General features: G+C 53.8%; 15 protein-coding genes. 5 read left to right on the plus strand and 10 right to left on the minus strand.

Going from position 1 to position 26,129, the window contains the following annotated elements:
* Nucleotides 1-83: 83 nt before the first annotated feature.
* Entirely contained in the window at nt 84-2,165 is a 2,082-nt protein-coding gene (gene malQ / locus D6029_RS16440; protein WP_120065817.1) for a 4-alpha-glucanotransferase, read from the minus strand.
* 9 nt (nt 2,166-2,174) lie between these two features.
* Nucleotides 2,175-4,577 (minus strand): maltodextrin phosphorylase, encoded by a 2,403-nt coding sequence (gene malP / locus D6029_RS16445; RefSeq protein WP_120065819.1) that lies wholly within the window; start codon nt 4,575-4,577, stop codon nt 2,175-2,177.
* Between the two features lie 502 nt (nt 4,578-5,079).
* Here malP and malT point away from each other — a divergent pair.
* Nucleotides 5,080-7,788 (plus strand): HTH-type transcriptional regulator MalT, encoded by a 2,709-nt coding sequence (gene malT, locus D6029_RS16450; RefSeq protein ID WP_120065821.1) that lies wholly within the window; start codon nt 5,080-5,082, stop codon nt 7,786-7,788.
* A gap of 92 nt (nt 7,789-7,880) precedes the next feature.
* On the opposite strand, the gene glpD is transcribed toward malT, so the two are convergent.
* Nucleotides 7,881-9,389: a glycerol-3-phosphate dehydrogenase gene (gene glpD / locus D6029_RS16455; protein ID WP_120065823.1), complete on the minus strand. Its 1,509-nt coding sequence runs from the start codon at nt 9,387-9,389 to the stop codon at nt 7,881-7,883.
* Nucleotides 9,390-9,584: 195 nt separating this feature from the next.
* On the opposite strand from glpD, the gene glpE reads away from it, so the two are divergent.
* The 3 genes from glpE to D6029_RS16470 all read left to right on the plus strand — a co-directional run bounded on the left by glpE (nt 9,585) and on the right by D6029_RS16470 (nt 11,591).
* Nucleotides 9,585-9,914 carry a thiosulfate sulfurtransferase GlpE gene (gene glpE / locus D6029_RS16460; RefSeq protein WP_120065825.1) on the plus strand — a complete coding sequence of 110 codons (330 nt, stop codon included), beginning with the start codon at nt 9,585-9,587 and terminating at the stop codon, nt 9,912-9,914.
* A gap of 65 nt (nt 9,915-9,979) precedes the next feature.
* On the plus strand, nt 9,980-10,810 hold the full coding sequence (glpG, locus tag D6029_RS16465) for a rhomboid family intramembrane serine protease GlpG (RefSeq protein WP_120065827.1): 831 nt from the start codon (nt 9,980-9,982) through the stop codon (nt 10,808-10,810).
* A gap of 22 nt (nt 10,811-10,832) precedes the next feature.
* Nucleotides 10,833-11,591, plus strand: a complete 759-nt coding sequence (locus tag D6029_RS16470; RefSeq protein ID WP_120065829.1) for a DeoR/GlpR family transcriptional regulator — start codon at nt 10,833-10,835, stop codon at nt 11,589-11,591.
* Between the two features lie 179 nt (nt 11,592-11,770).
* Here D6029_RS16470 and glgP read toward each other — a convergent pair whose 3' ends face one another.
* From glgP to asd, 6 genes are all read right to left on the minus strand, one after another.
* The gene (gene glgP, locus D6029_RS16475) at nt 11,771-14,218 is read right to left on the minus strand and encodes a glycogen phosphorylase (RefSeq protein WP_120065831.1); all 2,448 of its coding nucleotides are present in this window, start codon (nt 14,216-14,218) and stop codon (nt 11,771-11,773) included.
* Nucleotides 14,219-14,240: 22 nt separating this feature from the next.
* A complete protein-coding gene (glgA, locus tag D6029_RS16480) occupies nt 14,241-15,674 on the minus strand; it encodes a glycogen synthase GlgA (RefSeq protein WP_120065833.1) in 1,434 nt (477 codons plus the stop codon).
* A gap of 231 nt (nt 15,675-15,905) precedes the next feature.
* Nucleotides 15,906-17,189, minus strand: a complete 1,284-nt coding sequence (gene glgC / locus D6029_RS16485; protein WP_120065835.1) for a glucose-1-phosphate adenylyltransferase — start codon at nt 17,187-17,189, stop codon at nt 15,906-15,908.
* Nucleotides 17,190-17,204: 15 nt separating this feature from the next.
* Complete coding sequence (glgX, locus tag D6029_RS16490) at nt 17,205-19,187, minus strand: glycogen debranching protein GlgX (protein WP_120065837.1); 1,983 nt, start codon at nt 19,185-19,187, stop codon at nt 17,205-17,207.
* Entirely contained in the window at nt 19,184-21,370 is a 2,187-nt protein-coding gene (glgB, locus tag D6029_RS16495) for a 1,4-alpha-glucan branching enzyme (RefSeq protein ID WP_120065838.1), read from the minus strand. Before glgB ends, glgX begins: the two co-directional genes overlap by 4 nt.
* 253 nt (nt 21,371-21,623) lie before the next feature.
* Complete coding sequence (gene asd / locus D6029_RS16500) at nt 21,624-22,730, minus strand: aspartate-semialdehyde dehydrogenase (protein WP_120065839.1); 1,107 nt, start codon at nt 22,728-22,730, stop codon at nt 21,624-21,626.
* 141 nt (nt 22,731-22,871) lie between these two features.
* Here asd and D6029_RS16505 point away from each other — a divergent pair, with 141 nt between their 5' ends.
* Nucleotides 22,872-23,465 (plus strand): YhgN family NAAT transporter, encoded by a 594-nt coding sequence (locus tag D6029_RS16505; protein ID WP_120065840.1) that lies wholly within the window; start codon nt 22,872-22,874, stop codon nt 23,463-23,465.
* Between the two features lie 106 nt (nt 23,466-23,571).
* Here D6029_RS16505 and yicI read toward each other — a convergent pair whose 3' ends face one another.
* Complete coding sequence (gene yicI / locus D6029_RS16510; RefSeq protein WP_120065841.1) at nt 23,572-25,896, minus strand: alpha-xylosidase; 2,325 nt, start codon at nt 25,894-25,896, stop codon at nt 23,572-23,574.
* Nucleotides 25,897-26,129: the final 233 nt, after the last annotated feature.

Raw genomic sequence — 26,129 nt, forward strand, 5'->3', positions numbered from 1 at the left:
CCCGGCCCTCTCCCCCAGGAGAGGGAGAAAACCTAATAATCCCCTCTCCTGGGGGAGAGGGTTAGGGTGAGGGCGTTAAAAAGTCACTTCTTCTTACGTCGCTTATCTAAATCCTTCAGCAACTTATTCACTTCTTCATCAGCAAACATCGCCTCAAGTGAAGTCGATAACTTGCGTCGCCAGTTTTTGTACTGGTAGCTAGTTCCTGGAATATTCACCGGCTCCGCCATGCCCAACCAGTCTTCCGGTTGCAGCCCCAACAAAGCACTGTTGCTATCAGCAATATAACGTTGCATGCCACGGTTCAGCGTACCCGTCATCGCCATCAGCGAGGCTTTATGCCCGGCGCGTTTTGGCAGGCAACCATATTCATGCAGGCTATCCAATAAACCTTGTTTAGCGCGTTCGCGATCCTGATACAGCTCGGTCAGCATCTCTTCATCGGGGTACAACCCAAGCGTTTTACCCAGCGTCAAATCACCGCGTTCCCAGTAACCGCGCAGTGTTGGCAGATCGTGAGTCGTCGCCACCGCCATGGATTGTTTCGGCCACGATTTCGGCGCGCGGAACTGTTTTTCGTCATCGTGCTCGAAATAGAGCACTTTGTAGGAGTAAACGCCGCTGTCGCGCAGCTTGCCGACGATCTCAACCGGCACGGTTCCCAGATCCTCGCCGATCACCATGCAGTTGTGGCGTTTGCTTTCCAGCGCCAGGATCGACAGCAGATCGTCCACCGGATAATGCACGTAAGCGCCTTTATCAGCAGTTTCACCGTACGGAATCCACCACAGACGCAGCATCGACATAACGTGGTCGATGCGCAGCGCGCCGCAACTGGTCATGTTGGAACGCAGCAGTTCGATAAACGGCTGATAAGCCCGCGCGGTAATCACATGCGGATCCATCGGCGGCAAACCCCAGTTCTGGCCGAGCGGGCCGAGAATATCCGGTGGCGCGCCGACCGAGGCTTTCAGGCAATAAAGTTCACGGTCACACCAGGTTTCCGAGCCACCTTCTGCCACGCCAACCGCTAAATCGCGATATAAACCGATTGGCATTTTGAAGCCCTGGCTTGTTTGCCAGCACGCTTCAAACTGCACGTAAGCAAGGTATTGCAGCCAGAGATAGAAATTCACTTCGTCACTGTGTTCAGTGCAAAACTCTTTCACTTCCGGGTTGTGCGCGTCGCGGAAACCTTCCGGCCACACTGGCCAGCCCCAACGCATTTCATCTTCTTTGACCTGATAAGCATGCAGCGCATCAAATGCCGCCTGGTAATACAGGCTGTCGCCGCCTTCATGCACAAACTTCTGGAAAGCGACAACGTGCTCATCACGCGCCCCGCGCCGCGAGAATTGCTTCCACGCCATGCGCAGTGCGGCAATTTTCAAGACGGTGACGGTGGCATAATCCACCCACTGCGCATCACGGACTTCATTGAGCATTTGCTGCGTGACGGGCATTTTCCACCAGTCTTGCGCTTCGTCACTCAGCAAGAAATCATCCACCGCGTTCACGTCGATATAAATCACGTTCAACCAACGGCGCGATGACGGGCTATACGGGCTGGCGCTTTCCGGGTTGGCCGGATACAGCGCGTGGATTGGGTTCAGGCCGATAAATGAACCGCCGCGCTTCGCCACATCCACCAGCATGCGCTGCAAATCACCGAAATCGCCGATGCCCCAGTTATGGGCAGAACGCAGCGTGTAAAGCTGCACACATGCGCCCCACAGCTTTTCATCGCGCAGAAGCGCATCGGATTCGTAACAACGTTTTGGCGCGACTATCACGCGGCACTGCCAGTGCTGTTCATTCTGGCTGACGGTGAGGTCGTGGTAGCCTTCCGCCAGAGCCGTTGGCAGCGTCAGCTTTTTACCCGCTAGAGCATGCCCTTTATGCTGCTTACCGCCTTCGGTTGTGAGCTGCCAGCTGTAATCGCCGTTGCCTTCCAGCACGGTCGCCATACGGGTGCCGGAGGTGAACACCAGCACATTGGGCACTGGCGTTACCGCCACCTTTTTCACGGCAGCGGTACGACTCATGGCTTCCAGCAAACGCTGCTTGGTATCCGCAGGAATAGCCTGCGGTTTGCCATGGGCGTTAATGTAGTTGGGGCTAATTCCCGCCTCCAGGGCGGCGTTATCAAGACGTTTGCTGTCCATCGCGTTCCCTTAGCGTTTCGCCTGCCAGATACGTTGCTGATAATCACGAATCGAGCGATCCGAGCTAAACATGCCGCAGCGAGCGGTGTTCAGAATCGCGGCGCGCGTCCACGCTTCCTGGTCGAGATACATCGCATCCGCCAGTTTTTGCGCTTCGGCATAAGCCGTGAAATCTGCCATTACCAGATACGGGTCGCCGCCTTGTTTGCCGATGCTGTGCAGCATCTGGTCGAACGCGTGTTTATCGCCATCGGCGTAAATACCCTTCTCCAGCTCTTTCAGAACCGCATCCAGCGCTTTGTCTTTCTTGCGCCATTTCACCGGGTCGTAGCCTTTCGCTTTCAACGCTTTCACTTCTTCCACGGTGTGTCCGAAGATAAAGATGTTTTCCTCGCCCACTTTCTCGGCGATTTCGACGTTCGCCCCATCCAGCGTGCCAACTGTTAACGCGCCGTTCAGCGCCAGTTTCATGTTGCCGGTGCCAGACGCTTCTTTGCCCGCCGTAGAAATCTGCTCGGAGATATCCGCTGCCGGGATCATTACTTCTGCTGCAGAAACGCAGTAGTCAGGAATGAACACCACTTTCAGCTTGTCGCCAACCACCGGGTCGTTATTGATCGCCTGCGCCACTTTGTTGATAGCGAAGATAATATTTTTAGCTAAGTAGTATCCCGGAGCCGCTTTCGCGCCGAACAGATACACACGCGGCACGCGATCCGCCGTCGGGTTTTCACGGATTTCTTTGTACTGCGCCAGAATGTGCAGCAGGTTCAGGTGCTGGCGTTTGTATTCATGCAGGCGTTTAATTTGCACGTCGAACAGCGCATCCGGGCTGATGATAATGCCGGTGCGAGCTTTAACGAACGCCGCCAGTTTCACTTTGTTCTGGTATTTGATGTCGCGATATTCTTTACGGAATTTCGCGTCGTCAGCGTATTTTTCCAGCCCTTCGAGCACATCCAGATCGTTGACCCACTCTTTCTTGAGCTTCTTATCCAGCAATGCTGCCAGCGCTGGGTTGCACTGTTTAATCCAGCGGCGTGGCGTGATGCCGTTGGTGACGTTGTGGAATTTGTTCGGCCACAGCTGGTGATATTCCGGGAACAGATCTTTCACCACTAAATCAGAGTGCAGCGCCGCCACGCCGTTGACCGCAAAACCGCTCACTACGCACATGTTCGCCATGCGCACTTGTTTGTCGTAAACCACCGCCAGTTTCGCCCACACGGCTTCGTCGCCCGGCCAGGTTTTATCCACCAGCTTTTTAAAGCGTGCGTTGATCTCATTGATAATTTGCATGTGACGCGGCAGCAGCGCTTTCACCAGTTTTTCATCCCAGCACTCGAGCGCCTCTGGCATCAAGGTGTGGTTGGTGTAAGCGAAGGTTTTGCTGGTGATAGCCCAGGCATCGTCCCAGCTCATCTGGTGCTCGTCGATTAATACGCGCAGCAGTTCAGGAATGGCGATAGTCGGGTGCGTGTCGTTAAGCTGAATGACTTCGTAATCAGCCAGCTCAGAGAGCTTGCGGCCCGCCAGGTGATGACGGCGTAAAATGTCGCCCACCGAACACGCGCACTGGAAGTACTGCTGCATCAGGCGCAGTTTCTTGCCATTGAGATGGTTGTCGTTCGGGTAGAGCACTTTCGTCAGTTTTTCGGCGTCGATGCCCTGCTGTTCTGCTTTCAGGAAATCGCCGTCGTTGAATTTCGTTAAATCAAACGGCTGTGCGTGCTTCGCCTGCCATAAACGCAGCGGTTGCGCCACGCCGTTACGGTAGCCGAGCACTGGTAAATCCCAGGCTTCGCCGTGGAAGATAAACGCCGGTTCCCAGCGCACGGTTTTGCCCTCTTTAACCACTTTGCCGCCGACGCCAACCTGCACGTCGAGCGCCGAGTTATGCTGGAACCACGGATAGCTGCCGCGCTTCCAGTCATCAGGCGCTTCCATTTGATGACCCTCCTGGAAGGACTGGCGGAACAGGCCGTACTGGTAATTCAGGCCATAGCCAATCGCCGATTGCCCAACCGTTGCCATGGAATCCAGGAAACATGCCGCCAGACGCCCCAGGCCGCCGTTGCCCAACGCCGGGTCAGTTTCTTCTTCCAGCAGGTCGGTCAGATTAATATCAAACGCTTTGAGTTCATCCGCCACTTCCTGATACCAGCCGAGGTTCAGCAGGTTGTTGCCCGTCAGGCGACCAATCAGAAACTCCATTGAGATGTAGTTAACGTGGCGCTGTTTCTTTTCAGGTTTCGCCACAGGCTGCGCCGCCAACAGTTCTGCCAGCGCGCCACTCACGGCATGCCACCACTGTTGTTGGGTCATTTCTGAGGCTGAGTGCAGTCCATATCGCTGCCACTGACGTGTCAGTGCAGCTTGAAATTGTGCTTTATTGAAGGTCGTCTGTGACATAGGGGCTCGGGTCCTGTGATTGTTCTAATTTCATTACCCGTTAGTGTGCCGGGTGGCCTGGGCTAATTCCTCATCCCGAGGGGGATTACGGAGGGAGGAGTAGCGGGGAGTAGCTGAAAATGTGATCGCCGCCACTTAAAGTTAGGCGCTCTTGCCGAAAACGCCCACCAGCCCTGATTCCCCCTTGTCCGACAGTAACTATTCAAGATGGATTCATCTAATGAATAGAATTGTGACCAGGAGCAACTTACAAGGCCCCAAATCCTCAACAATCTTGCAATAACCCTCAATCTGGACTACTTTGTAGTAAGCATTAATTACGAAGCGTAAAAAAAATCATATTCGTACATATACCCGAGCAACTTCAAGATGCAGGTAGGCGGCAATCGAATGAATCCCGATGAGCTTACTCAAGTAAGTGATTCGGGTGAATGAGAGCGGCCAACAACCCTGAATCTTGAAGGGCGACGGGTATATTTCATACACAGTGAAGTGACAGACCATGCTGATTCCCTCCAAATTAAGTCGTCCAGTACGTCTGGAAAATACAGTGGTCCGCGACCGGCTATTGATGAAATTATCGACAGCCAATAACTATCGACTGGCACTGATCACCAGCCCAGCGGGTTATGGAAAAACAACGCTAGTTTCGCAGTGGGCGGCAGGGAAAAATGAGCTTGGTTGGTACTCTCTGGATGAGGGTGATAACCAGCAAGAACGTTTCGCCAGCTATTTAATAGCAGCTATTCAACAAGCCACTTCGGGCCATTGCGTCACCAGCGAAGTGATGGTGCAAAAGCGCCAGTATTCGAGCCTGACCGCACTCTTCGCCCAGCTGTTTATCGAAATGGTGGAATGGCATCGCCCGCTATTTTTAGTGATTGATGATTACCATCTGATTACCAACCCGGTGATCCACGAAGCAATGCGCTTTTTCATTCGCCACCAGCCGGAAAACCTGACGCTGGTGGTGTTGTCGCGCAATTTGCCGCAGTTGGGTATCGCCAACTTACGCGTGCGCGATCAACTGCTGGAAATCGGCAGCCAACACCTTGCTTTTACGCACCACGAAGCGAAACAGTTTTTCGACCATCGCCTGAATTCCCCACTCGAACATGTCGAAAGCAATAGCCTGTGTGACGATGTCGCAGGCTGGGCGACCGCGCTGCAACTGATCGCGCTTTCTGCCAGGCAGAACAGTAATTCCTCGGCGCATCATTCCGCACGCCGACTTTCAGGCATTAACGCCAGCCATTTATCTGACTATCTGGCCGATGAAGTGCTGGATAATGTCGATGCACAAACCCGTAACTTCCTGCTGCGTAGCTCGATTCTGCGCTCGATGAACGATGCGCTAATCGTGCGTGTTACTGGCGAAGAAAACGGCCAGATGCGCCTGGAAGAGACAGAACGCCAGGGCTTATTCATTCAGCGAATGGACGACAGCGGCGAATGGTTCCGCTTCCACCCGTTGTTTGGCAATTTCTTGCGCCAGCGTTGCCAGTGGGAACTGGCGACAGAGCTGCCGGAAATTCATCGTGCCGCTGCGGAAAGCTGGATGGCACAGGGCTTCCCGAGCGAGGCTATTCACCACGCGTTAGCCGCAGGCGATGCGACTTTGCTGCGGGATATTTTGCTCAACCACGCCTGGGCGCTGTTTAACCATAGCGAATTAGCGTTACTGGAAGAATCCCTGAAAGCGCTGCCGTGGGAGAGTTTGCTGGAGAATCCTAAGCTTGTGTTGTTGCAAGCCTGGCTGATGCAAAGCCAGCATCGTTACAGCGAAGTGAACACCCTTCTGGCACGTGCCGAGCAAGAAATGGATGTCGTGATGGACGACACCATGCATGGCGAATTCAATGCGTTACGAGCCCAGGTGGCGATTAACGACGGTAACCCGGAAGAAGCCGAACGCCTGGCGATGATCGCCCTCGACACGCTTCCCCTTGCCAGTTATTACAGTCGTATTGTCGCAACCTCCGTTCACGGCGAAGTGCTGCATTGCAAAGGCGAGCTGACCAAATCGCTCTCCGTGATGCAGCAAACCGAACAAATGGCGCGCCGCCATGATATGTGGCATTACGCACTTTGGGGCTTATGCCAACAGAGTGAAATTTTACTGGCGCAAGGCTTCCTGCAATCGGCCTGGGAATCCCAGGAAAAAGCTTTTGCGCTGATTGAAGAGCAACATTTAGAGCAACTCCCGCTGCATGAGTTTTTACTGCGTATTCGTGCGCAGCTGCTTTGGGCGTGGTCGCGCCTCGATGAAGCTGAAGCGACGACGCGCAGGGGTCTGGAAGTGCTTTCTGGCTACCAGCCGCAGCAGCAATTGCAGTGCCTGGCGCTGTTAGTGCAATGTTCATTAGCTCGTGGCGATTTAGATAACGCACGTAATCACTTGAACCGCTTGGAAAACTTACTCGGTAACGGCGCGTTCCATAGCGACTGGGTTTCCAACGCCGACAAAGTGCGGGTGATTTACTGGCAAATGACGGGGGATAAAAAATCTGCCGCCAACTGGCTGCGCCTGACGCCGAAACCAGAATTTGCCAATAACCATTTCCTGCAAAGCCAATGGCGCAATATTGCTCGCGCACAAATTTTGCTGAGTGATTTCGAACCCGCTGAAATGGTGCTCGAAGAGTTAAACGAAAACGCTCGCAGCCTGCGTTTGATGAGTGACCTCAACCGCAACTTGCTGCTGTTGAACCAGCTTTACTGGCAGGCCGGGCGTAAAAGTGATGCACAACGCGTGTTGCTCGAAGCGCTGGCGCTGGCAAACCGCACCGGGTTTATCAGCCATTTTGTAATTGAAGGGGAAGCGATGGCGCAGCAGTTGCGCCAGTTGATTCAACTCAATACTTTGCCGGAGCTGGATCAGCATCGTGCGCAGCGTATTTTGCGTGAGATAAACCAGCATCACCGCCATAAGTTCGCACACTTTGACGAGAACTTTGTTAACCGTTTACTCAATCACCCTGAAGTGCCGGAGTTAATCCGCACCAGCCCGCTGACGCAGCGCGAGTGGCAAGTGTTGGGGCTGATTTATTCGGGATACAGCAATGAGCAAATCGCCGGGGAGCTGGATGTGGCGGCCACGACGATTAAAACGCATATTCGTAATTTGTATCAGAAACTGGGTGTCGCGCACCGTCAGGATGCGGTGCAGCATGCGCAGAAATTATTGAAAATGATGGGGTATGGGGTTTAGACAACCCTCACCCTGGCCCTCTCCCTGAGGGAGAGGGAATAATTCAGTGTCCCCCTCTCCTGTGGGAAAGGGTCGGGGTGAGGGCAAAAAACTCAAGAAGCCAGTGACAAATGCGCCTTCCCGTTACGCTTTTCCAGCCATTGCGCCACCCGCGCCTGCTGCTCTTTCGTCAACCACATCCCTAACTTAGTCCGACGCCAGATGGCATCATCCACGCCGCGCACCCACTCGTGTTCAACCAGGTAACGCAACTCCGCTTCATAAAACTCATGCCCGAAATCCTCACCCAAATCGGCAATGCTGGTTTTTCCGGCCAGAATCAAATCGCTGTTGCTGCCATAAGTGCGTGAGAAACGGCGCGCCAGGCTTTCGCTCAGGAACGAATAACGACGGCGTAATTGGGCTGCGAAATCATCGCGGTCGCCATGAATATCGCCACCCGGCAAGGTGCTGCCTTTGGTCCAGGCTGGCCCCATTTTCGGGTAATAGCCTTTCAGTTTTTCCAGCGCGTGTTCAGCCAGTTTACGGTAGGTCGTCAATTTGCCGCCAAACACCGACAGCAACGGCGCTTTGCCATTTTCGTCGTGAATATCGAGCGTGTAATCACGCGTGATGGCCTGCGGCGAATCAGATTCATCGTCACATAGCGGACGCACGCCGGAATAAGTCCAGACGATATCGTCGCGGCTCAGCGTCTTTTTAAAGTGCGCGTTATACGCATTCAGCAGGTAGTTGATTTCGTTGTCATCGATGTGAACAGCTTTCGGATCGCCCTGATATTCCACATCGGTGGTGCCAATAATAGAAAACTCGTCCATCCACGGGATCACGAATACGATACGCTTATCTTCGTTTTGCAGAATGTAAGCCTGCTTCTGGTTGTGCACGCGCGGCACCACAATATGGCTGCCTTTAATCAGGCGAATACCGTATGGCGAAGGCAGTTCCAGTCCGTCATCAAAGAAGTTTTTCACCCACGGGCCGGTGGCATTCACCAGGCCACGAGCACGCCAGGTAAAGGTTTCGCCGGTGTCGATATCCTGTGCTTCGACAATCCACATGCCGTTTTCACGGCGGGCGCGGGTTGCGCGGGTACGGGTTTTCACCTCGCCGCCTTCACGCGTCACCATCTGTGCATTTGCTAAAACCAGGCGGGCATCGTCTACCCAGCAGTCAGAATATTCGAAACCGCGCACGATATTCGGTTTTAGCACTGAATCTGCACCGAAACGCAAACCGGTAGACGCTGGTAAACTGGTGCGTTTACCCAAATGATCGTACATAAACAAACCGATACGAATCATCCACGCCGGGCGTAGATGCGGGCGATGTGGCAAACGAAAACGCATCGGGAAGGCAATGTGCGGTGCCATATTTAGCAACACTTCGCGCTCGGCTAAGGCTTCGCTCACCAGACGAAACTCGTAATGTTCCAGGTAGCGCAAGCCGCCGTGGATAAGTTTCGAGCTTTGGGAAGAAGTGGCGCTGGCTAAGTCCTGAGCTTCAAGCATCAACACGGATAAACCACGGCCTGCGGCGTCAGCGGCGATACCTGCCCCGTTAATTCCTCCGCCAATCACAATCAGATCTTTAGTTTCCATGTTGCCCTCACACGCTTTCGTTAAAGTTCAAATATGTTCGTTATCGCTCATACTAGCAAGAGTACGCGCGGTTTGTAACGAAAAAAAAAACATTACTGCGTGATATGGATAACATAATGACGTTAATATCAGCGGCCAGAGGGGAGATTCCCTTAATATGGCACTAGCCGATTCAATAAAATCACGAGCAAATCCATGGAAACTTTTGAGTGTATTGGTGTGGAAGAAGCGCACCAGAAGTTGCAGCAAAAACTGGCTGTGTTAGTTGATATTCGCGACCCGCAGAGCTTTGCGATGGGCCACACGCCGGGCGCGTTTCATCTGACGAACGACCGTTTAGTTGCCTTTATGCAGCAAACCGATTTTGAAACGCCGGTGATGGTGATGTGTTATCACGGCAATAGCAGCAAAGGTGCGGCGCAGTATCTGCTGCAACAGGGTTATGACCAGGTGTATAGCGTCGATGGTGGTTTTGACGCCTGGCATCGCCATTTCCCTTCAGAAGTCGAACACGGCGCGTCTTAAGTCGTCAGGAAATGGTGGCGTTGCAGGTATAATCATTTTTTTTATACGGATTTAGTTGAAACCTTATGATCATGATTACCTCGTTTGCCAACCCGCGAGTCGCGCAGGCATTTGTAGACTATATGGCGACGCAGGGGATTATCCTCACGATTCAACAACATGAACAAACCGACGTCTGGCTGGCAAACGACAGCCAGGAATCTCGTGTTCGTGCTGAGCTTGAACAGTTCCTCGCCAATCCAGGTGATGCGCGTTATCTGGCTGCAAGCTGGAATACCGGCCACACCGGCAGCGGTTTGCGTTACCAGCGCTACCCTTTCCTCGCCACCATTACGCAGAAAGCAGGCCCATTCACGATGGTGATTATGGCCGCCTGCGTGCTGGTTTACCTGATGATGCAAGTGATGGGCGACCGCGCCGTGATGGTGTGGCTTGCCTGGCCGTATAAAGAGAGTTTGGACTACCAACTGTGGCGCTATTTCAGCCATGCGTTGATGCACTTTTCTATTATGCATATCGCGTTTAACTTGCTGTGGTGGTGGTATCTCGGCGGCCCGGTGGAAAAGCGCCTCGGCAGCGGTAAACTCATTACCTTAACGCTGGTTTCGGCACTGTTGAGCGGTTTCGTGCAGGCGAAATTCGGCGGCCCGTTGTTTGGTGGCTTATCCGGCGTGGTTTATGCGCTGATGGGTTATGTCTGGCTGCGCGGCGAACGCGACCCCGACAGCGGCATCTATATGCAGCGCGGCCTGATGGGCTTTGCGTTATTGTGGATTGTGATAGGATTTTTCGATGTTTTAGGAATGTCGATTGCCAACGCCGCACATATCACCGGCCTGGTTGTTGGCCTGGCGATGGCGCTGGTTGATACTTTGCATGCGCGAAAACGAACATAGCATTTCAGGAGAATAAAACAGCGTGAAGCAAACACAACGTCATGATGCGATTGTCGAACTGGTTAAAAAACAAGGTTATGTGAGCACCGAAGAGTTGGTGGAGCAGTTTGCGGTCAGCCCGCAAACCATTCGCCGCGATCTGAACGATCTGGCAGACCAGAACCTGATCATGCGCCATCACGGTGGCGCTGCGTTACCTTCGAGTTCCGTGAATACGCCGTGGCATGACCGAAAAGCGACGCAAACGGCGGAAAAAGAGCGCATCGCGCAAAAGGTTGCCAGCCAAATTCCGAACGGTGCCACGCTGTTTATCGATATCGGAACCACGCCGGAAGCCGTGGCGCACGCGTTGTTGAACCACAGCAATTTACGCGTGGTGACTAACAACCTGAACGTAGCGAACACGCTGAAGGTGAAAGAGGACTTCCGCATTATTCTGGCAGGCGGCGAATTACGCAGCCGCGACGGCGGGATTATTGGCGAAGCGACGCTCGATTTTATCTCTCAGTTCCGCCTGGATTTCGGCATTCTGGGGATCAGCGGTATCGACGGCGACGGCTCGCTGCTTGAGTTTGATTATCATGAAGTGCGTACCAAACGCGCGATTATTGAAAACTCACGCTGCGTGATGCTGGTGGTCGATCACTCGAAGTTTGGCCGAAATGCAATGGTGAATCTGGGCAGTATTAGCCTTGTCGATCAGGTTTACACCGATGTGATGCCGCCCGCAGGGGTGATGCAGGTGATTGCCGAGAATAATGTGCAGTTGGAGTTGTGCTGAACAACCCTCACCCCGGCCCTCTCCCTCAGGGAGAGGGAGAAAACTCAGCTAGTCCCCTCGCCCCATTGGAAGAGGGAGAAAACCCAGCTAGTCCCCTCGCCCCATTGGAAGAGGGAGAAAACCCAGCCAGTCCCCTCGCCCCATTGGGGAGAGGGTTAGGGTGAGGGGAATTTTTAAACCTACAATCTCACTGGCTTAATATTCCAAATCTCATCGGCGTATTCCTGAATCGTCCTGTCTGACGAGAAATAACCCATATTGGCGATATTGTGTATGGTGCGAATCGTCCACTCTTCCGGTTGGCGATACAGCTCATCTACCCTGTCCTGGCAATCCACATAGCTGCGGTAATCCGCCAGCACCTGATAGTGGTCACCAAAGTTAATCAGTGAATCTAACAAGTCGCGGTAACGCGTCGGTTCGCCTGGGCTAAACGTCCCGGCACCGATTTGCGTCAGCACCTGATGCAGCTCTTCATCTTGCTCGTAGTATTCACGCGGCTTATAGCCTTTACGCCGCAGCGTTTCGACCTCTTCCGCCGTATTACCAAAGATAAAGATATTATCCGCGCCAACGTGTTCCAGCATTTCGACGTTTGCACCGTCCAGCGTGCCGATGGTCAGCGCGCCATTCAGACCAAACTTCATGTTACTGGTGCCGGAAGCCTCGGTTCCCGCCAGAGAGATTTGTTCCGAGAGATCCGCCGCCGGAATAATGATCTGCGCCAGGCTCACGCTGTAGTTCGGAATGAACACCACTTTCAAACGATCTTTCACGTCCGGATCGTTATTGATCACTGCCGCTACATCATTGATGAGATGAATGATGTGCTTCGCCATGTAATAGGCCGACGCCGCTTTACCGGCGAAGATATTCACGCGTGGCACCCAATCAGCCGTCGGGTCAGCTTTGATGCGGTTATAGCGCGTGATAACGTGCAGCACGTTCATCAGCTGGCGTTTGTATTCGTGAATACGTTTGATTTGCACATCAAACAACGCGTTCGGATTCACCACGACATTTAGCTGCTGGCCGATATAACTTGCCAGGCGCTTCTTGTTGGCAAGCTTCGCCTTACGCACATCCTGATGCACCGTCGGATAATCAATATGTTGCTTCAGGTCGTTTAACTGGCTGAGATCGGTACGCCAGGTTCGACCAATGTTTTCATCCAGCACTTCTGATAACGGCGGGTTTGCCAGCGCCAGCCAGCGACGTGGAGTGACACCGTTGGTTTTATTGCAAAAACGCATCGGGAAAATAGCAGCGAAATCAGCAAACAGCGATTGCACCATTAGATTGGAGTGCAGCTCAGAAACGCCATTCACTTTGTGGCTCACCACCACCGCAAGCCACGCCATACGGACTTTACGACCATTTGATTCGTCAATGATCGAGGCGCGCCCCAACAAACCAGTGTCGTTCGGATGTTGTTCCTGCAAGGTTTTCAGGAAGAAGTCGTTAATCTCGAAGATGATTTGCAAATGGCGCGGCAGAATTTTGCCTAACATGTCCACTGGCCAGGTTTCCAGCGCCTCACTCATTAAGGTGTGGTTGGTATACGAGAAGGCCTGGCAGCAAACCTCAAACGCATCTTCCCAGGTGAACTTATGCTCGTCGATCAGCAAACGCATCAGTTCAGGAATCGCTAATACCGGGTGAGTGTCGTTGAGGTGAATGGCGATTTTATCCGCCAGGTTGTCGTAGGTTTTATGCAGCTGGTAATGGCGGCTGAGAATGTCCTGCACGGTGGAGGACACCAGGAAATATTCCTGACGCAAACGCAACTCGCGGCCTGAATAGGTCGAGTCATCCGGGTAGAGCACGCGTGATACGTTTTCCGAATGGTTCTTATCTTCCACCGCCGCGAAGTAATCGCCCTGGTTAAATTTACCGAGGTTGATTTCGCTACTTGCCTGCGCATTCCACAAACGCAGCGTGTTGGTGGCATCGGTATCGTAGCCAGGGATTATCTGATCATACGCTACCGCTAAAATTTCTTCCGTTTCTACCCAGCGGAATTTTTTGGCTTCCATCTGCACACGCCCGCCGAAGCGCACTTTGTAGCGCGTGTTGTGGCGCTTAAATTCCCACGGATTACCGTATTCCAGCCAGTAGTCAGGCGACTCTTTCTGGCGACCATCAACGATGTTTTGTTTGAACATGCCGTAGTCATAGCGAATACCGTAACCACGGCCAGGCAAGCCGAGTGTTGCGAGGGAATCGAGGAAACAGGCGGCGAGACGACCAAGCCCGCCATTGCCGAGGCCGGGGTCGTTCTCTTCGTCAATCAACTCTTCAAGATCCAGCCCCATTTCTTCCAGCGCGTTTTTGACATCTTCATAAATGCCTAATGAAAGCAGTGCGTTAGAAAGGGTTCGGCCAATCAAAAACTCCATCGACAGATAGTAAACCTGGCGGACTTCCTGGGAAAGCTGAGCACGGTTTGAACGCAGCCAGCGTTCTACCAGCCGGTCACGAACCGCAAATAATGTGGCGTTCAGCCACTCATGCTTGTTCGCAATAGCCGGGTCTTTCCCAACCGTAAACATCAGTTTATAGGCGATTGAGTGCTTTAAAGCCTCAATACTGAGCGTCGGTGAAGCATAGGAAAAGGGTGCGTTCATATCGGTGATTCCTGGTGGATGTCTACAGCAAACGTTGGTACAAGTCGCGGTAGGAGTGCGCCGCTACTTGCCAGCTAAAATCCATGCCCATTGCCTGACGCTGAACAAATCGCCACAGCGAAGGGCGAGACCACAACACGAAGGCACGCCGAATCGCTCGTAACAGCGACCAGGCATTACTGTCTTCAAACACGAATCCACTGGCGATACCGTCAGCGAGGTTTTCCAGCGAGCTATCCGATACCGTATCTGCCAGCCCACCTGTACGCCGTACCAGCGGCAAAGTGCCGTACTTCAAGCCATACAATTGCGTTAAGCCACAAGGCTCAAAACGACTCGGCACCAGAATCACATCCGCCCCACCCATAATGCGGTGCGAGAAGGCTTCGTGATAACCGATTTGCACGCCCACTTGCCCTGGATGTTCGGCCGCTGCCGCCAGGAAACCTTCCTGCATAACGGAATCGCCCGCGCCTAATAACGCCAGTTGCCCACCTTGCTCAAGCAACCCTGGCAACGCTTCGAGCACTAAATCCAAACCTTTCTGGCTGGTTAAACGACTTACAACCGCAAACAACGGTGCCTTGTCATTCACCTTTAACCCCATCGCCACCTGTAACTGGCGTTTGTTCTCAGCTTTTTCTTCCAGCGTGTCGCGGGTGTAACGCGCAGCCAGAAGCAAGTCATGAGCCGGGTCCCAAATTTTTTCGTCCACGCCATTGAGGATGCCAGACAAACGACCTTCACGGTGGCGCTGGCGCAGCAGCCCTTCCATGCCGTACGCAAACTGCGGTTCGGTTATTTCACGGGCATATGTCGGGCTGACCGCCGTAATATGATCAGCATAGTAAAGACCGGCTTTCAAGTATGAAATTTGACCATTAAACTCCAGGCCGTTGATGTTGTAGAACGACCACGGCAGATCAATTTCATTCATATGATGGGCGTAAAACAGCCCCTGGTAAGCCAGGTTGTGGACGGTAAATACCGACTTTGCCGGGCGTCCACGCGCCTCTAAATAGGCTGGAACCAGACCCGCATGCCAGTCATGCGCATGCACAATATCCGGGCGCCAGAAGGGATCCAGACCACATGCCATTTCAGCGCCTACCCACCCCAACAGTGCAAAACGATGCACGTTGTCGGTGTAAGCAAACTGATTGGTATCGTGATACGGGCTGCCAGGGCGGTCGTATAAATGTGGAGCGTCAATGAGGTAAATCCCCACTCCGTTGAAGTGGCCATATAACAAAGTCATATGACCCGCGAAGGTGTCACGGTGTGCGACAACCTGCGCATCAACAATGCCACGACGAATGTCAGGGAAAGCAGGCAGCAAGACTCGCGTCTCAACGCCACCGGCAATTTGTGCCGCCGGGAGTGCTCCAAGCACATCCGCCAGGCCACCCGTTTTCAGCAGTGGAAAAATTTCAGAACATACATGTAAGACCTGCATTATCGCTCCCATATGGAAAGTCGTGGCGTGAACAGATGGACGCCAAACGATAAAAATACAACGCGCGACCCTTGCCGCGCGAAGGTCAATCCAACAATCTGTACGTTACCCTAAATAATTCGAGTTGCAGGAAGGCGGCAAGAGAGTGAGTCCCGATGAGCTTACTAAAGTAAGTGATTCGGGAGAGCAAACGCAGCCAACGCACCAGCAACTTGAAGTATGACGGGTAAATTAGCCCGGCAGTTTCGCCAGCATCTCCCGCGTCACAAGCACAATGCCTTCTTCGGAACGGTAGAAACGGCGTGAATCTTCTTCGGCGTTTTCCCCAACTACCATGCCCTCTGGAATGACACAGGCACGGTCGATAATGCAGCGGCGTAAACGGCACGAACGCCCGACGATGACGTCTGGCAACAATACTGACGAATCAATATTGCAAAACGAGTTAACGCGCACTCGTGGGAACAACACCGACTGAACCACTACCGAGCCGGAAATAATGCAGCCGCCAGAAACCAGCGAGTTCAGTGTCATGCCGTGGCTGCCGGAGCGGTCTTGCACAAATTTCGCCGGAGGCAACGGTTCCATGTGGGTGCGAATCGGCCAGTCACGGTCGTACATATCCAGTTCAGGCGTTACCGAGGCGAGGTCGAGGTTGGCTTTCCAGTAGGCTTCCAGAGTACCAACGTCGCGCCAGTACGGTTCGGCATCCGGGTCTGATTGCACACAGGAAAGTGGGAACGGGTGGGCAAACGCCGAGCCTGATTTCATCACGTACGGGATAATATCTTTCCCGAAGTCATGGCTTGAGTTTTCGTCTTTGTCGTCAGTTTCCAGCAGTTCGTACAGGTAATCGGCATCGAAAACGTAGATACCCATACTGGCGAGCGCTTTGGTATCGTCGCCCGGCATGGACGGCGGGTTAGCGGGCTTCTCAACGAATTCGATAATTTTCTCTTCGTTGTCTACCGCCATTACGCCAAACGCCGACGCTTCATGGAGCGGCACCGGCATACACGCCACGGTACAGCGCGCGCCTTTTTCAACATGGTCAATCAACATGCGCGAGTAATCTTGCTTGTAGATATGGTCGCCCGCAAGGATCACCACGTATTCCGCTTTGTAACGACGAATAATGTCGAGGTTTTGCGTCACCGCATCCGCCGTGCCGCGATACCAGTTTTCACCGTGTACTCGCTGCTGGGCCGGAAGCAAGTCAACAAACTCGTTCATTTCTTCACTGAAAAACGACCAGCCGCGCTGGATATGCTGCACCAGCGTATGCGACTGATATTGGGTAATCACGCCGATGCGGCGGATGCCCGAGTTAATGCAGTTCGACAGTGCGAAATCTATGATGCGGAACTTGCCACCAAAGTGGACGGCAGGCTTGGCGCGTGTAGAGGTTAAATCTTTCAATCGGGTACCGCGCCCACCAGCCAGAATCAGGGCCACGGATTTATTTGGCAGTTGTCTTGCCAACATCAGAGGATCGTTCTTATCAAGCCTAACCATGACTGACTCCTTTTTTTATGACTTCTGGAAAACGCAGACTCCGTGCGCGGGACCATGCCATACAGCCATCACCACCGGGTTGTCCTCACCGGCAAACGGAGGAATAGCACGCCATTCCCCTTCGGGTAATACGATGTCGGCCATTTCTTCGGTGGCGTTAATCGTAATAAGCCAACGTTCTGAAAGCTGGATTTGCAGGCGATGAACGCCGTTTTCCCACTCGTCAGCACTCAGAGGCTGAGCCTCTTTATTCCACCAGCGAACATTGCCATCGCCATCCTCCCACCAGGCGTTCCGGGTTAATGCCGGGATCGTCTTGCGTAGATGAATCAATGCCGCGGTAAATGTGGTTAAGCCATCGTTACAGTGTTCCCAGTCAAGCCAAGTCAGTTGGTTGTCCTGGCAATAAGCGTTGTTATTGCCATGCTGGCTGTGACCATGCTCATCACCGGCCAAAAGCATCGGCGTACCCTGAGAAAGCAGCAACAATGTGAGCAAGGCGTGAACACTGTCGCGCCGCCGTTCTTTGATATAAAGCGAGGCTTCCAGCCCTTCGAAGCCGTAGTTATTACTGTAGTTATTGTTGGTGCCATCACGGTTGTCTTCGCCGTTCGCTTCATTGTGTTTTTGATTGAAGCTGACGCAGTCACGCAGCGTGAAACCGTCATGCGCCGTGATTAAATTAATGCTGGTTGATGGGAGTCGTTCACCACGGCGATACACATCGCTTGATCCGGCGAAGCGGCAGGCGAATCCCCCCAACGATAGATCTTGTCGCAGCCAGAAACGCCGCATGCCATCACGAAAATGGTCATTCCATTCCGCAAATAGCGGCGGATAGTTGCCAACCTGATAGCCGCCCGCGCCGATATCCCAGGGTTCGGCAATCAGCTTTATCTGCGATAAAACCGGATCGTTTTTGATCGCCTCAAACAATGGCGCGTCCTGGCGAAACTCAGGCGTACGCCCCATTACCGACGCCAAATCAAAGCGGAAACCGTCAACATGCAGGCTATCGACCCAGTAACGCAGGCAATCAACTACCTGGGCGACCACGCCTGGCGTGCTCAAATTCAGCGTGTTGCCGCAGCCCGTCCAGTTCTGGTAATCGCCATTGTCCATTAACCAATAATAGCTACGGTTGTCGATTCCGCTCAGCGAGAGGGTCGGCCCGTCGCGATCCAGCTCCGCGCTGTGGTTCAACACAATGTCGAGAATCACTTCTATGCCCGCGCTGTGTAACGCTTTAATCGCGCCGCGTAATTCATTGGCGGCGTTGTGCGGGTCGTGATTAATTGCGTAATAACCTTCGACGGCATAGAAGGAACGCGGGTTGTAGCCCCAGTAATTGCTCAACCCTAAATGGGCAACGCGCGGCTCGCTGACAAAATGCGCCACAGGCAGCAGTTCTATCGCCGTGATCCCCAGGCGTTTGAAGTAAGCAATCATCACCGGGTGACCGAGTGCGGCGTAAGTGCCACGAATATCTTCGGGAAGCCCCGGATGAAGCAACGTCAGGCCGCGAACATGCGCCTCATAAATAATCGTGCTGCCCCAGTCGGTGCGCGGGTGTTCGTCATCTTCCCAGTCGAATTTGTCCTGCACCACCACGCATTTCGCCATGTGCGGGGCGCTGTCTTCCAGATTCGGCTCGTCGTGACCACCATGCAAAGAGGGATGATGTTCAACTCCGCCCACCACCACGCGTGCGCAGGGGTCGAGCAGCAGTTTCGCCGGGTTAAAACGGTGGCCGTTTTGCGGCTCCCACGGCCCATGGACGCGATAACCGTATTTCAAACCGGGCTTCGCATTCGGCAGATAACCGTGCCAGATATCGCCCGTTCGTACAGGCAAATCGTAGCGCTGTTCGTGACCGTGTTCGTCAAACACACAGAGTTCAACTTTGTGCGCATTGGCGGAAAACAGGGTGAAGTTCACCCCTTTCCCGTCATAAAACGAGCCGTAAGGCGCGGAGTTTCCGGCGGTGAGTTGTGTCATTCAGCCTCCCGAACCAGCCAAATCGTGGAAAGCGGCGGCAGCGTCAGGCTCAGGGAATTTTCGCGCCCGTGGCTTGGGATCTCATCGCTCTGCACCGCGCCACTGTTCCCGGCGTTGCTGCCGTGATAATGCATCGAGTCGGTGTTGAGTTCTTCGCGCCAGCGACCGGGTTGGTTAATACCAAAGCGATAGTTGTAGCGCGGCACCGGCGTGAAGTTACTGGCGACAATAATTTCATTGCCCTTTGAATCGCGGCGCACAAAGATAAACACCGAATTCACGTTGTCTTCGACCACCAGCCATTCGAAACCGTAGCTGTCGAAATCCAGTTCATGCATCGCGGCGTGATGGCGATAGGTGTGGTTCAAATCGCGTACCAGGCGTTTCACCCCGTGGTGCCAGTTATCGCCGCCTTCCAGCAGGTGCCAGTCGAGGCTGCTGTCGTGGTTCCACTCGCGGCCCTGGGCAAATTCGTTGCCCATAAACAGCAATTTCTTGCCGGGGAATGCCCACATCCAGCCGTAGTAGGCGCGCAGGTTGGCGAACTTCTGCCAGGCATCGCCCGGCATACGGTCGAGAATGGATTTTTTGCCATGAACCACTTCGTCGTGTGACAGCGGCAGCACAAAGTTTTCGGTGCTGTTGTACAGCATGCCGAAGGTCATTTTGTTGTGGTGAAACTGGCGGTAAACCGGATCGAGTTTCATGTAATCGAGCGTGTCGTGCATCCAGCCGAGGTTCCATTTAAACCAGAATCCCAGCCCGCCCATCGACGGTGGGCGCGACACGCCGTCAAAGTCGGTAGATTCTTCCGCCATCGTCACCGCGCCCGGCGTTTGCTCGCCAATAATGCGGTTGGTATTGCGTAGGAATTCAATCGCTTCGAGGTTTTCACGCCCGCCTTTATCGTTCGGTATCCACTCGCCTGGCTGGCGGCTGTAGTCGCGATAAATCATCGACGCCACCGCATCCACACGTAAGCCGTCAATGCCGAAGCGTTCAATCCAGTACAGCGCATTACCCACCAGATAGTTGCTGACTTCACGCCGCCCGTAGTTGTAAATCAGCGTGTTCCAGTCCTGGTGATAACCTTCGCGCGGGTCGCCGTGTTCATACAGCGATGTGCCGTCGAATTTCGCCAGCCCCGCGTCGTCCGTCGGGAAATGGCCGGGAACCCAGTCCAGCAGCACGTTTAAGCCCGCAGCATGTGCGGCGTTAATAAAGTAACGGAAGTCTTCACGTGTGCCGAAGCGGCGGGTTGGCGCGTACAAACCTTGTGGCTGATAACCCCAACTGCCGTCGAACGGATGTTCGTTAATCGGCAACAGTTCGAGGTGGGTAAAGCCCATCTCTTTCACGTACGGCACCAGTTGGTCTGCCAGTTCGCGATAACTTAGCCAGAAATTATTGTCGGTATGGCGACGCCAGGAACCGAGATGCACTTCGTAAATTGAAATCGGCTGATCGAAGCCGTTAGCGCGTTGGCGCGCAGGACTCAGCGTCGTTTTCTCCGGCAGGCCGCAAATCAGCGACGCGGTTTCCGGGCGCATTTGTGACTCAAACGCATACGGGTCGGCTTTCAGGCGCAAATGCCCGTCGGTATCAATCAGCTCGAATTTATAGAGTTGGCCAGGATGAGCGCCAGGGATAAAGAGTTCCCAGATGCCGCTTTCACGGCGCAAACGCATGGGGTGACGGCGACCGTCCCAGTAGTTGAATTGCCCGACAACCGAGACGCGGCGGGCGTTAGGTGCCCAAACGGAGAAGCGCGTTCCGGTCACGCCGTCCATGGTGTCGGCATGTGCGCCGAGAGTTTCATAAGGCCGCAGGTGCGTGCCTTCGGACAACAGCCAGCTATCCATTTCCTGAATCAGCGGCCCAAAGCGATACGGGTCATCTATAAGATTTTCATGGCCATGCCAGACAACAGCCAGTTGATAACGGAAAAGATTTTTACGGCGCGGGATCACCCCACAAAAGAAACCACGCGAATCAATACACTCTAACTTACCGACTTTGCCACCGGTTTTAGGGTCGATAATCCACACTTCGGTCGCATTCGGTAACAGGGCGCGAACTTCCAGCCCGGCTTTTGTTTTATGCATTCCCAGCAGAGAAAACGGATCGGCAAAATGACCCGCAATTAGCGCATTTATCACGTCTTTTTCTGGATGAACAGACATGGCATTCGTCCTGTTTTTTATGTCTCAGCCCGGCGTTACGCTTACACGCTCAGGTGAAAGTTATGTTGACTCCAATAGGCAGCCTGTAAAAAGGAACTCCGCCCAATAACTCCTCAGGATAGTTTTCACCGTCCTTCATAAAGCATAGCCAACGCTCTGTTTTGCTCCCGAAAATTAATGTCTGAAAGTCATACACTCCATGTATGACGCGAAAAAAAAGGGGCTGCAATGCCCCTTTAGTGTGTAAGTGTAACTATGCGAGCAAGCGCAACATTCTGCGCAACGGCTCTGCAGCACCCCACAATAATTGGTCGCCAACTGTGAAGGCTGACAGATATTCAGGCCCCATGTTCAGCTTACGCAAACGGCCCACTGGGGTGGTCAATGTGCCAGTAACCGCCGCAGGGGTCAGTTCGCGCATAGTGATATCGCGGTCGTTTGGCACCACTTTCACCCAATCGTTATGCCCGGCCAGCATCGCTTCGATGGATGGCAGAGAAACGTCTTTCTTCAGTTTGATGGTGAACGCCTGGCTGTGGCAGCGCAGTGCGCCAACGCGAACACACAGGCCATCAACTGGGATCACGGTGCCGGTATTCAAGATTTTGTTAGTCTCGGCCTGGCCTTTCCACTCTTCGCGGGTCTGGCCGTTGTCGAGCTGCTTGTCAATCCACGGGATCAGGCTGCCAGCCAATGGCACGCCGAAGTTATCCGTTGGCAGGCTGCCGCTGCGGGCAAGGTCGGTGACTTTGCGTTCGATGTTCAAAATTGCGGAAGCAGGATCGGAAAGTTCGCTGGCAACGTGGCTGTGCAGTTGGCCCATTTGCGTCAGCAGTTCACGCATGTGACGCGCACCGCCGCCGGACGCCGCCTGATAAGTCGCCACAGAAACCCAGTCAACCAGGTCGTTGGCGAACAGGCCGCCGAGGGACATCAGCATCAGGCTAACGGTGCAGTTGCCGCCGACAAAGGTTTTCACGCCGCTGTTCAGACCTTCCTGAATAACGTGCTGGTTTACCGGGTCTAAAATAATAATTGCGTCATCTTTCATACGCAGTGAAGACGCCGCATCAATCCAGTAACCTTGCCAGCCGCTTTCACGAAGCTTTGGATAGATTTCGTTGGTATAATCGCCGCCCTGACAGGTAACGATAATATCCAGTGCCTTCAACGCTTCCAGAGAGTAAGCGTCTTGCAGCGTGCCGTTCGTCTGGCCAGCAAAAGACGGGGCCGCGAGGCCAAGCTGAGAAGTGGAGAAGAAAACTGGACGAATGGCGTCAAAATCGCGTTCCTCAACCATGCGTTGCATGAGAACGGAACCGACCATACCGCGCCAACCGATAAAACCAACATTTTTCATAGCGACTAATCCTGCAAAGATGTGCGTTGTGTGCATTCAAGGGAATATGTCCCACATTACAAAATGCTACCAAAGTCGCAAGTGAAATTAATCAATGATCCGCAAGCTATTAGAAATACAACTTATTAGAGACTTATATTCATGACCGAAATCATTTCTGCGGCAGTATTGTTAATCCTGATAATGGACCCGCTGGGAAACCTGCCGATTTTTATGTCGGTGCTCAAGCATACCGAGCCAAAGCGCCGCCGGAAGATCATGATCCGCGAGCTGCTGATTGCGCTGGTCATCATGCTGATTTTCCTGTTCGCCGGGGAAAAAATTCTTGCCTTCCTTAACCTGCGCACCGAAAGCGTTTCCATATCCGGCGGGATTATTCTGTTCCTGATTGCGATTAAAATGATTTTCCCAAGCCACGAAGGCAACGCCTCCGGCCTGCCTGCGGGTGAAGAACCATTTATCGTGCCGCTGGCAATTCCGCTGGTTGCCGGGCCGACGCTGTTGGCGACATTAATGTTGTTATCGCACCAGTACCCGAACCAGATGGGGCATTTAGTGATAGCGCTGCTGCTGGCGTGGGGCGGCACCGTCGCAATCTTGCTGCAATCGTCGCTGTTCCTGCGTCTGCTGGGTGAAAAAGGCGTGAATGCACTCGAGCGCCTGATGGGCCTGGTGCTGGTGATGCTGGCAACGCAGATGTTCCTCGATGGTTTGCGGATTTGGATGAAGGGTTAAATTAGGATCCCCTCTCCCTGTGGGAGAGGGTTAGGGTGAGGGTGGTTTTCAATGCGCTCCCCCTCATCCCAACCTTCTCCCCAAAGGAGAAGGAGAAAGACCAACCTTAAAGCTCGATAACCAGCCCTGACTCAGCCGAATCCGGCGTCACCAACACGCCGTGCTCGCCCGCCGCACTCTTACCTTGCTTCACGCCTTTCACATTGCCGATGTTACGCAGACACAGCGTCCAGTCTTTCGCCTGGCCATCGCTTTGCACCGTCAGCGTGTTTCCTTCGCGCTTCACTTTCAGCGTGAAGATCACCGAACCGTCCGCCGCCGGAACTTCACAAATTGCCTCGCGACCATCGTCCAGATTAAATAGCTGGAATGCAGTGCCTTCATGCCACGCGTAATCCGGTTTCTGGTCGTTATTGCCGAGCGCTAACAGCGTGTTGTCACGCACATAAACCGGCAGGCTCAGGAAATCATGCTGCTGTTTATGCCAGCGGCTGCCCTGGGCTTCGTGGTTGGTGAGTAAGTGCGTCCAGCGGCCTTCCGGCAGATAAAACTGCACGTCGCCCGCTTCGCTGAACACCGGCGCAACCATCACCGAATCACCCAGCATGTACTGGCGGTCGAGATAATCGCAGCCCGGATCGTCCGGGAACTCCAGCATCATGGCGCGCATCATCGGCGTACCGAACTCGTTGGCAAGCGCGGCCTGGCGATACAGATACGGCATCATGCGCGATTTCAGTTGCGTGAAGTGACGCACCACATCGCAAGCTTCGTCGTCGTAAGCCCACGGCACACGGTAGGATTTGCTGCCATGCAGGCGGCTGTGGCTGGAAAGCAGCCCGAATGCGCACCAGCGTTTGTAAACGTGCGCCGGAGCGGTGTTCTCGAAGCCGCCGATATCGTGGCTCCAGAAGCCAAAGCCGGACATGCCGAGCGACAGCCCGCCGCGCAGGCTTTCCGCCATAGATTCGTAGTTGGCGTAGCAATCGCCGCCCCAGTGAACCGGGAACTGTTGCGCACCGACCGACGCCGAACGGGCAAACAGCACCGCTTCTTCGTCGCCCAGTTCTTGCTTGAGCACGTTCCACACCAGCTCGTTATAAAGGAACGCGTAATGGTTGTGCATTTTCTGCGGGTCGCTGCCGTCGTGCCAGACCACATCCGTTGGAATGCGCTCGCCGAAGTCGGTTTTGAAGCAGTCCACACCCATGCGCACCAGGCGTTTCAGGTGGCCTGCATACCATTCGCACGCCGCCGGATTGGTGAAATCAACAATCCCCTGCCCCGGCTGCCATTTGTCCCACTGCCACACCGCGCCGTTCGGGCGTTTGAGCAGATAACCTTTTTCCATCCCTTCGCGGAACAGCGGCGATTTCTGGCCGATGTACGGGTTAATCCACACGCAGATTTTCAGGCCACGCGCTTTCAGGCGTTTCAGCATTCCTTCAGGGTCGGGGAACGTCACAGGGTCCCACTCAAAATCGCACCACTGGAAGGCTTTCATCCAGAAGCAGTCGAAGTGGAACACATGCAGCGGCAGGTTGCGTTCCGCCATGCCGTCGATAAAGCTGTTGACCGTCGCTTCGTCGTAATTGGTGGTAAATGAAGTGGTGAGCCACAGGCCAAACGACCACGCAGGCGGCAGCGCCGGGCGGCCAGTGAAGCGCGTGTAACGGTCGAGCACCGCTTTCGGCGTTGGGCCGTCGATCACGAAGTATTCGAGGTATTCACCTTCGACGCTGAACTGCACTTTGGAGACTTTTTCGGAACCCACTTCAAAGGAGACACATTCCGGGTGATTCACCAGCACGCCGTAGCCACGGTTGGTGAGGTAGAACGGAATGTTTTTGTAGGATTGCTCGGTGCTGGTGCCACCGTCGCGGTTCCAGGTTTCCACCGTCTGGCCGTTTTTCACCAGCGCGGTAAAGCGCTCGCCGAGGCCGTAAACTGTTTCGCCAACGCCCAAATCCAGGCGCTCAAACATATGCGTGTTGCCGCTGGTGGCATCCTGCACATAGCCGTTGTTCTTCACCGCACTGCCGGTGATGCGCACGCCATCGCGCAGGAAATCGAGCGCCCAGTTGTCGCCTTTCGTGACGCGCACACTCAGATTGCCGCTTTTCAACTCGGCAAACGCTTCGGTGTTTTGCATCTGAGTTTTTACATCGCTCAACACATTGAGCGGATAATGCGGGCCTTTATTTTCCACGCCCTGGAAGTGCTCGATACGTACCCCGACCACACCTTCCTGCGGCGAGAAGAAGCGCAGCGTAAACAGCGGCGTATCCAGTTGCCCCGCGCGTTCGCTGACATCTTTCATCCCGGCGTACACCACCATCTCGTTACCCTGCTGCTCCACATCAAACACTTGCACCGGGTGGATGAGCGCGAGCCCGGGCTGGATAAGCCAGTTACCGTCACTAATTTTCATTCTAATGCCCTCTGAATGCTGGAATTTTTGGGAAGCAGCGTGGCAGAAAAACGGATGCACGCCTGTCATAAGTGACTGTGAAAAATTCGATAGGTAAGGTTTTAAAGCATCGAGGGAGAGGCCGGAATTCTAATTTCTGGTTATCAGATTACGTTTCTTAATAAGTGTGAGCGGAGTCGCTCAATGGAAGGAGCCAGAAGTGCGAATTGCACGGATTGCGAACGTTTTAATTG

This window comes from Buttiauxella izardii, from assembly GCF_003601925.1.
GTDB lineage: Bacteria > Pseudomonadota > Gammaproteobacteria > Enterobacterales > Enterobacteriaceae > Buttiauxella > Buttiauxella izardii.

Coding starts and splice junctions, on each gene's coding strand:
- malQ (WP_120065817.1), bottom strand. CDS start 2,165: ATGGACAGCAAACGTCTTGATAACGCCGCCCTGGAGGCGGGAATTAGC.
- malP (WP_120065819.1), bottom strand. CDS start 4,577: ATGTCACAGACGACCTTCAATAAAGCACAATTTCAAGCTGCACTGACA.
- malT (WP_120065821.1), top strand. CDS start 5,080: ATGCTGATTCCCTCCAAATTAAGTCGTCCAGTACGTCTGGAAAATACA.
- glpD (WP_120065823.1), bottom strand. CDS start 9,389: ATGGAAACTAAAGATCTGATTGTGATTGGCGGAGGAATTAACGGGGCA.
- glpE (WP_120065825.1), top strand. CDS start 9,585: ATGGAAACTTTTGAGTGTATTGGTGTGGAAGAAGCGCACCAGAAGTTG.
- glpG (WP_120065827.1), top strand. CDS start 9,980: ATGATCATGATTACCTCGTTTGCCAACCCGCGAGTCGCGCAGGCATTT.
- glgP (WP_120065831.1), bottom strand. CDS start 14,218: ATGAACGCACCCTTTTCCTATGCTTCACCGACGCTCAGTATTGAGGCT.
- glgA (WP_120065833.1), bottom strand. CDS start 15,674: ATGCAGGTCTTACATGTATGTTCTGAAATTTTTCCACTGCTGAAAACG.
- glgC (WP_120065835.1), bottom strand. CDS start 17,189: ATGGTTAGGCTTGATAAGAACGATCCTCTGATGTTGGCAAGACAACTG.
- glgX (WP_120065837.1), bottom strand. CDS start 19,187: ATGACACAACTCACCGCCGGAAACTCCGCGCCTTACGGCTCGTTTTAT.
- glgB (WP_120065838.1), bottom strand. CDS start 21,370: ATGTCTGTTCATCCAGAAAAAGACGTGATAAATGCGCTAATTGCGGGT.
- asd (WP_120065839.1), bottom strand. CDS start 22,730: ATGAAAAATGTTGGTTTTATCGGTTGGCGCGGTATGGTCGGTTCCGTT.
- D6029_RS16505 (WP_120065840.1), top strand. CDS start 22,872: ATGACCGAAATCATTTCTGCGGCAGTATTGTTAATCCTGATAATGGAC.
- yicI (WP_120065841.1), bottom strand. CDS start 25,896: ATGAAAATTAGTGACGGTAACTGGCTTATCCAGCCCGGGCTCGCGCTC.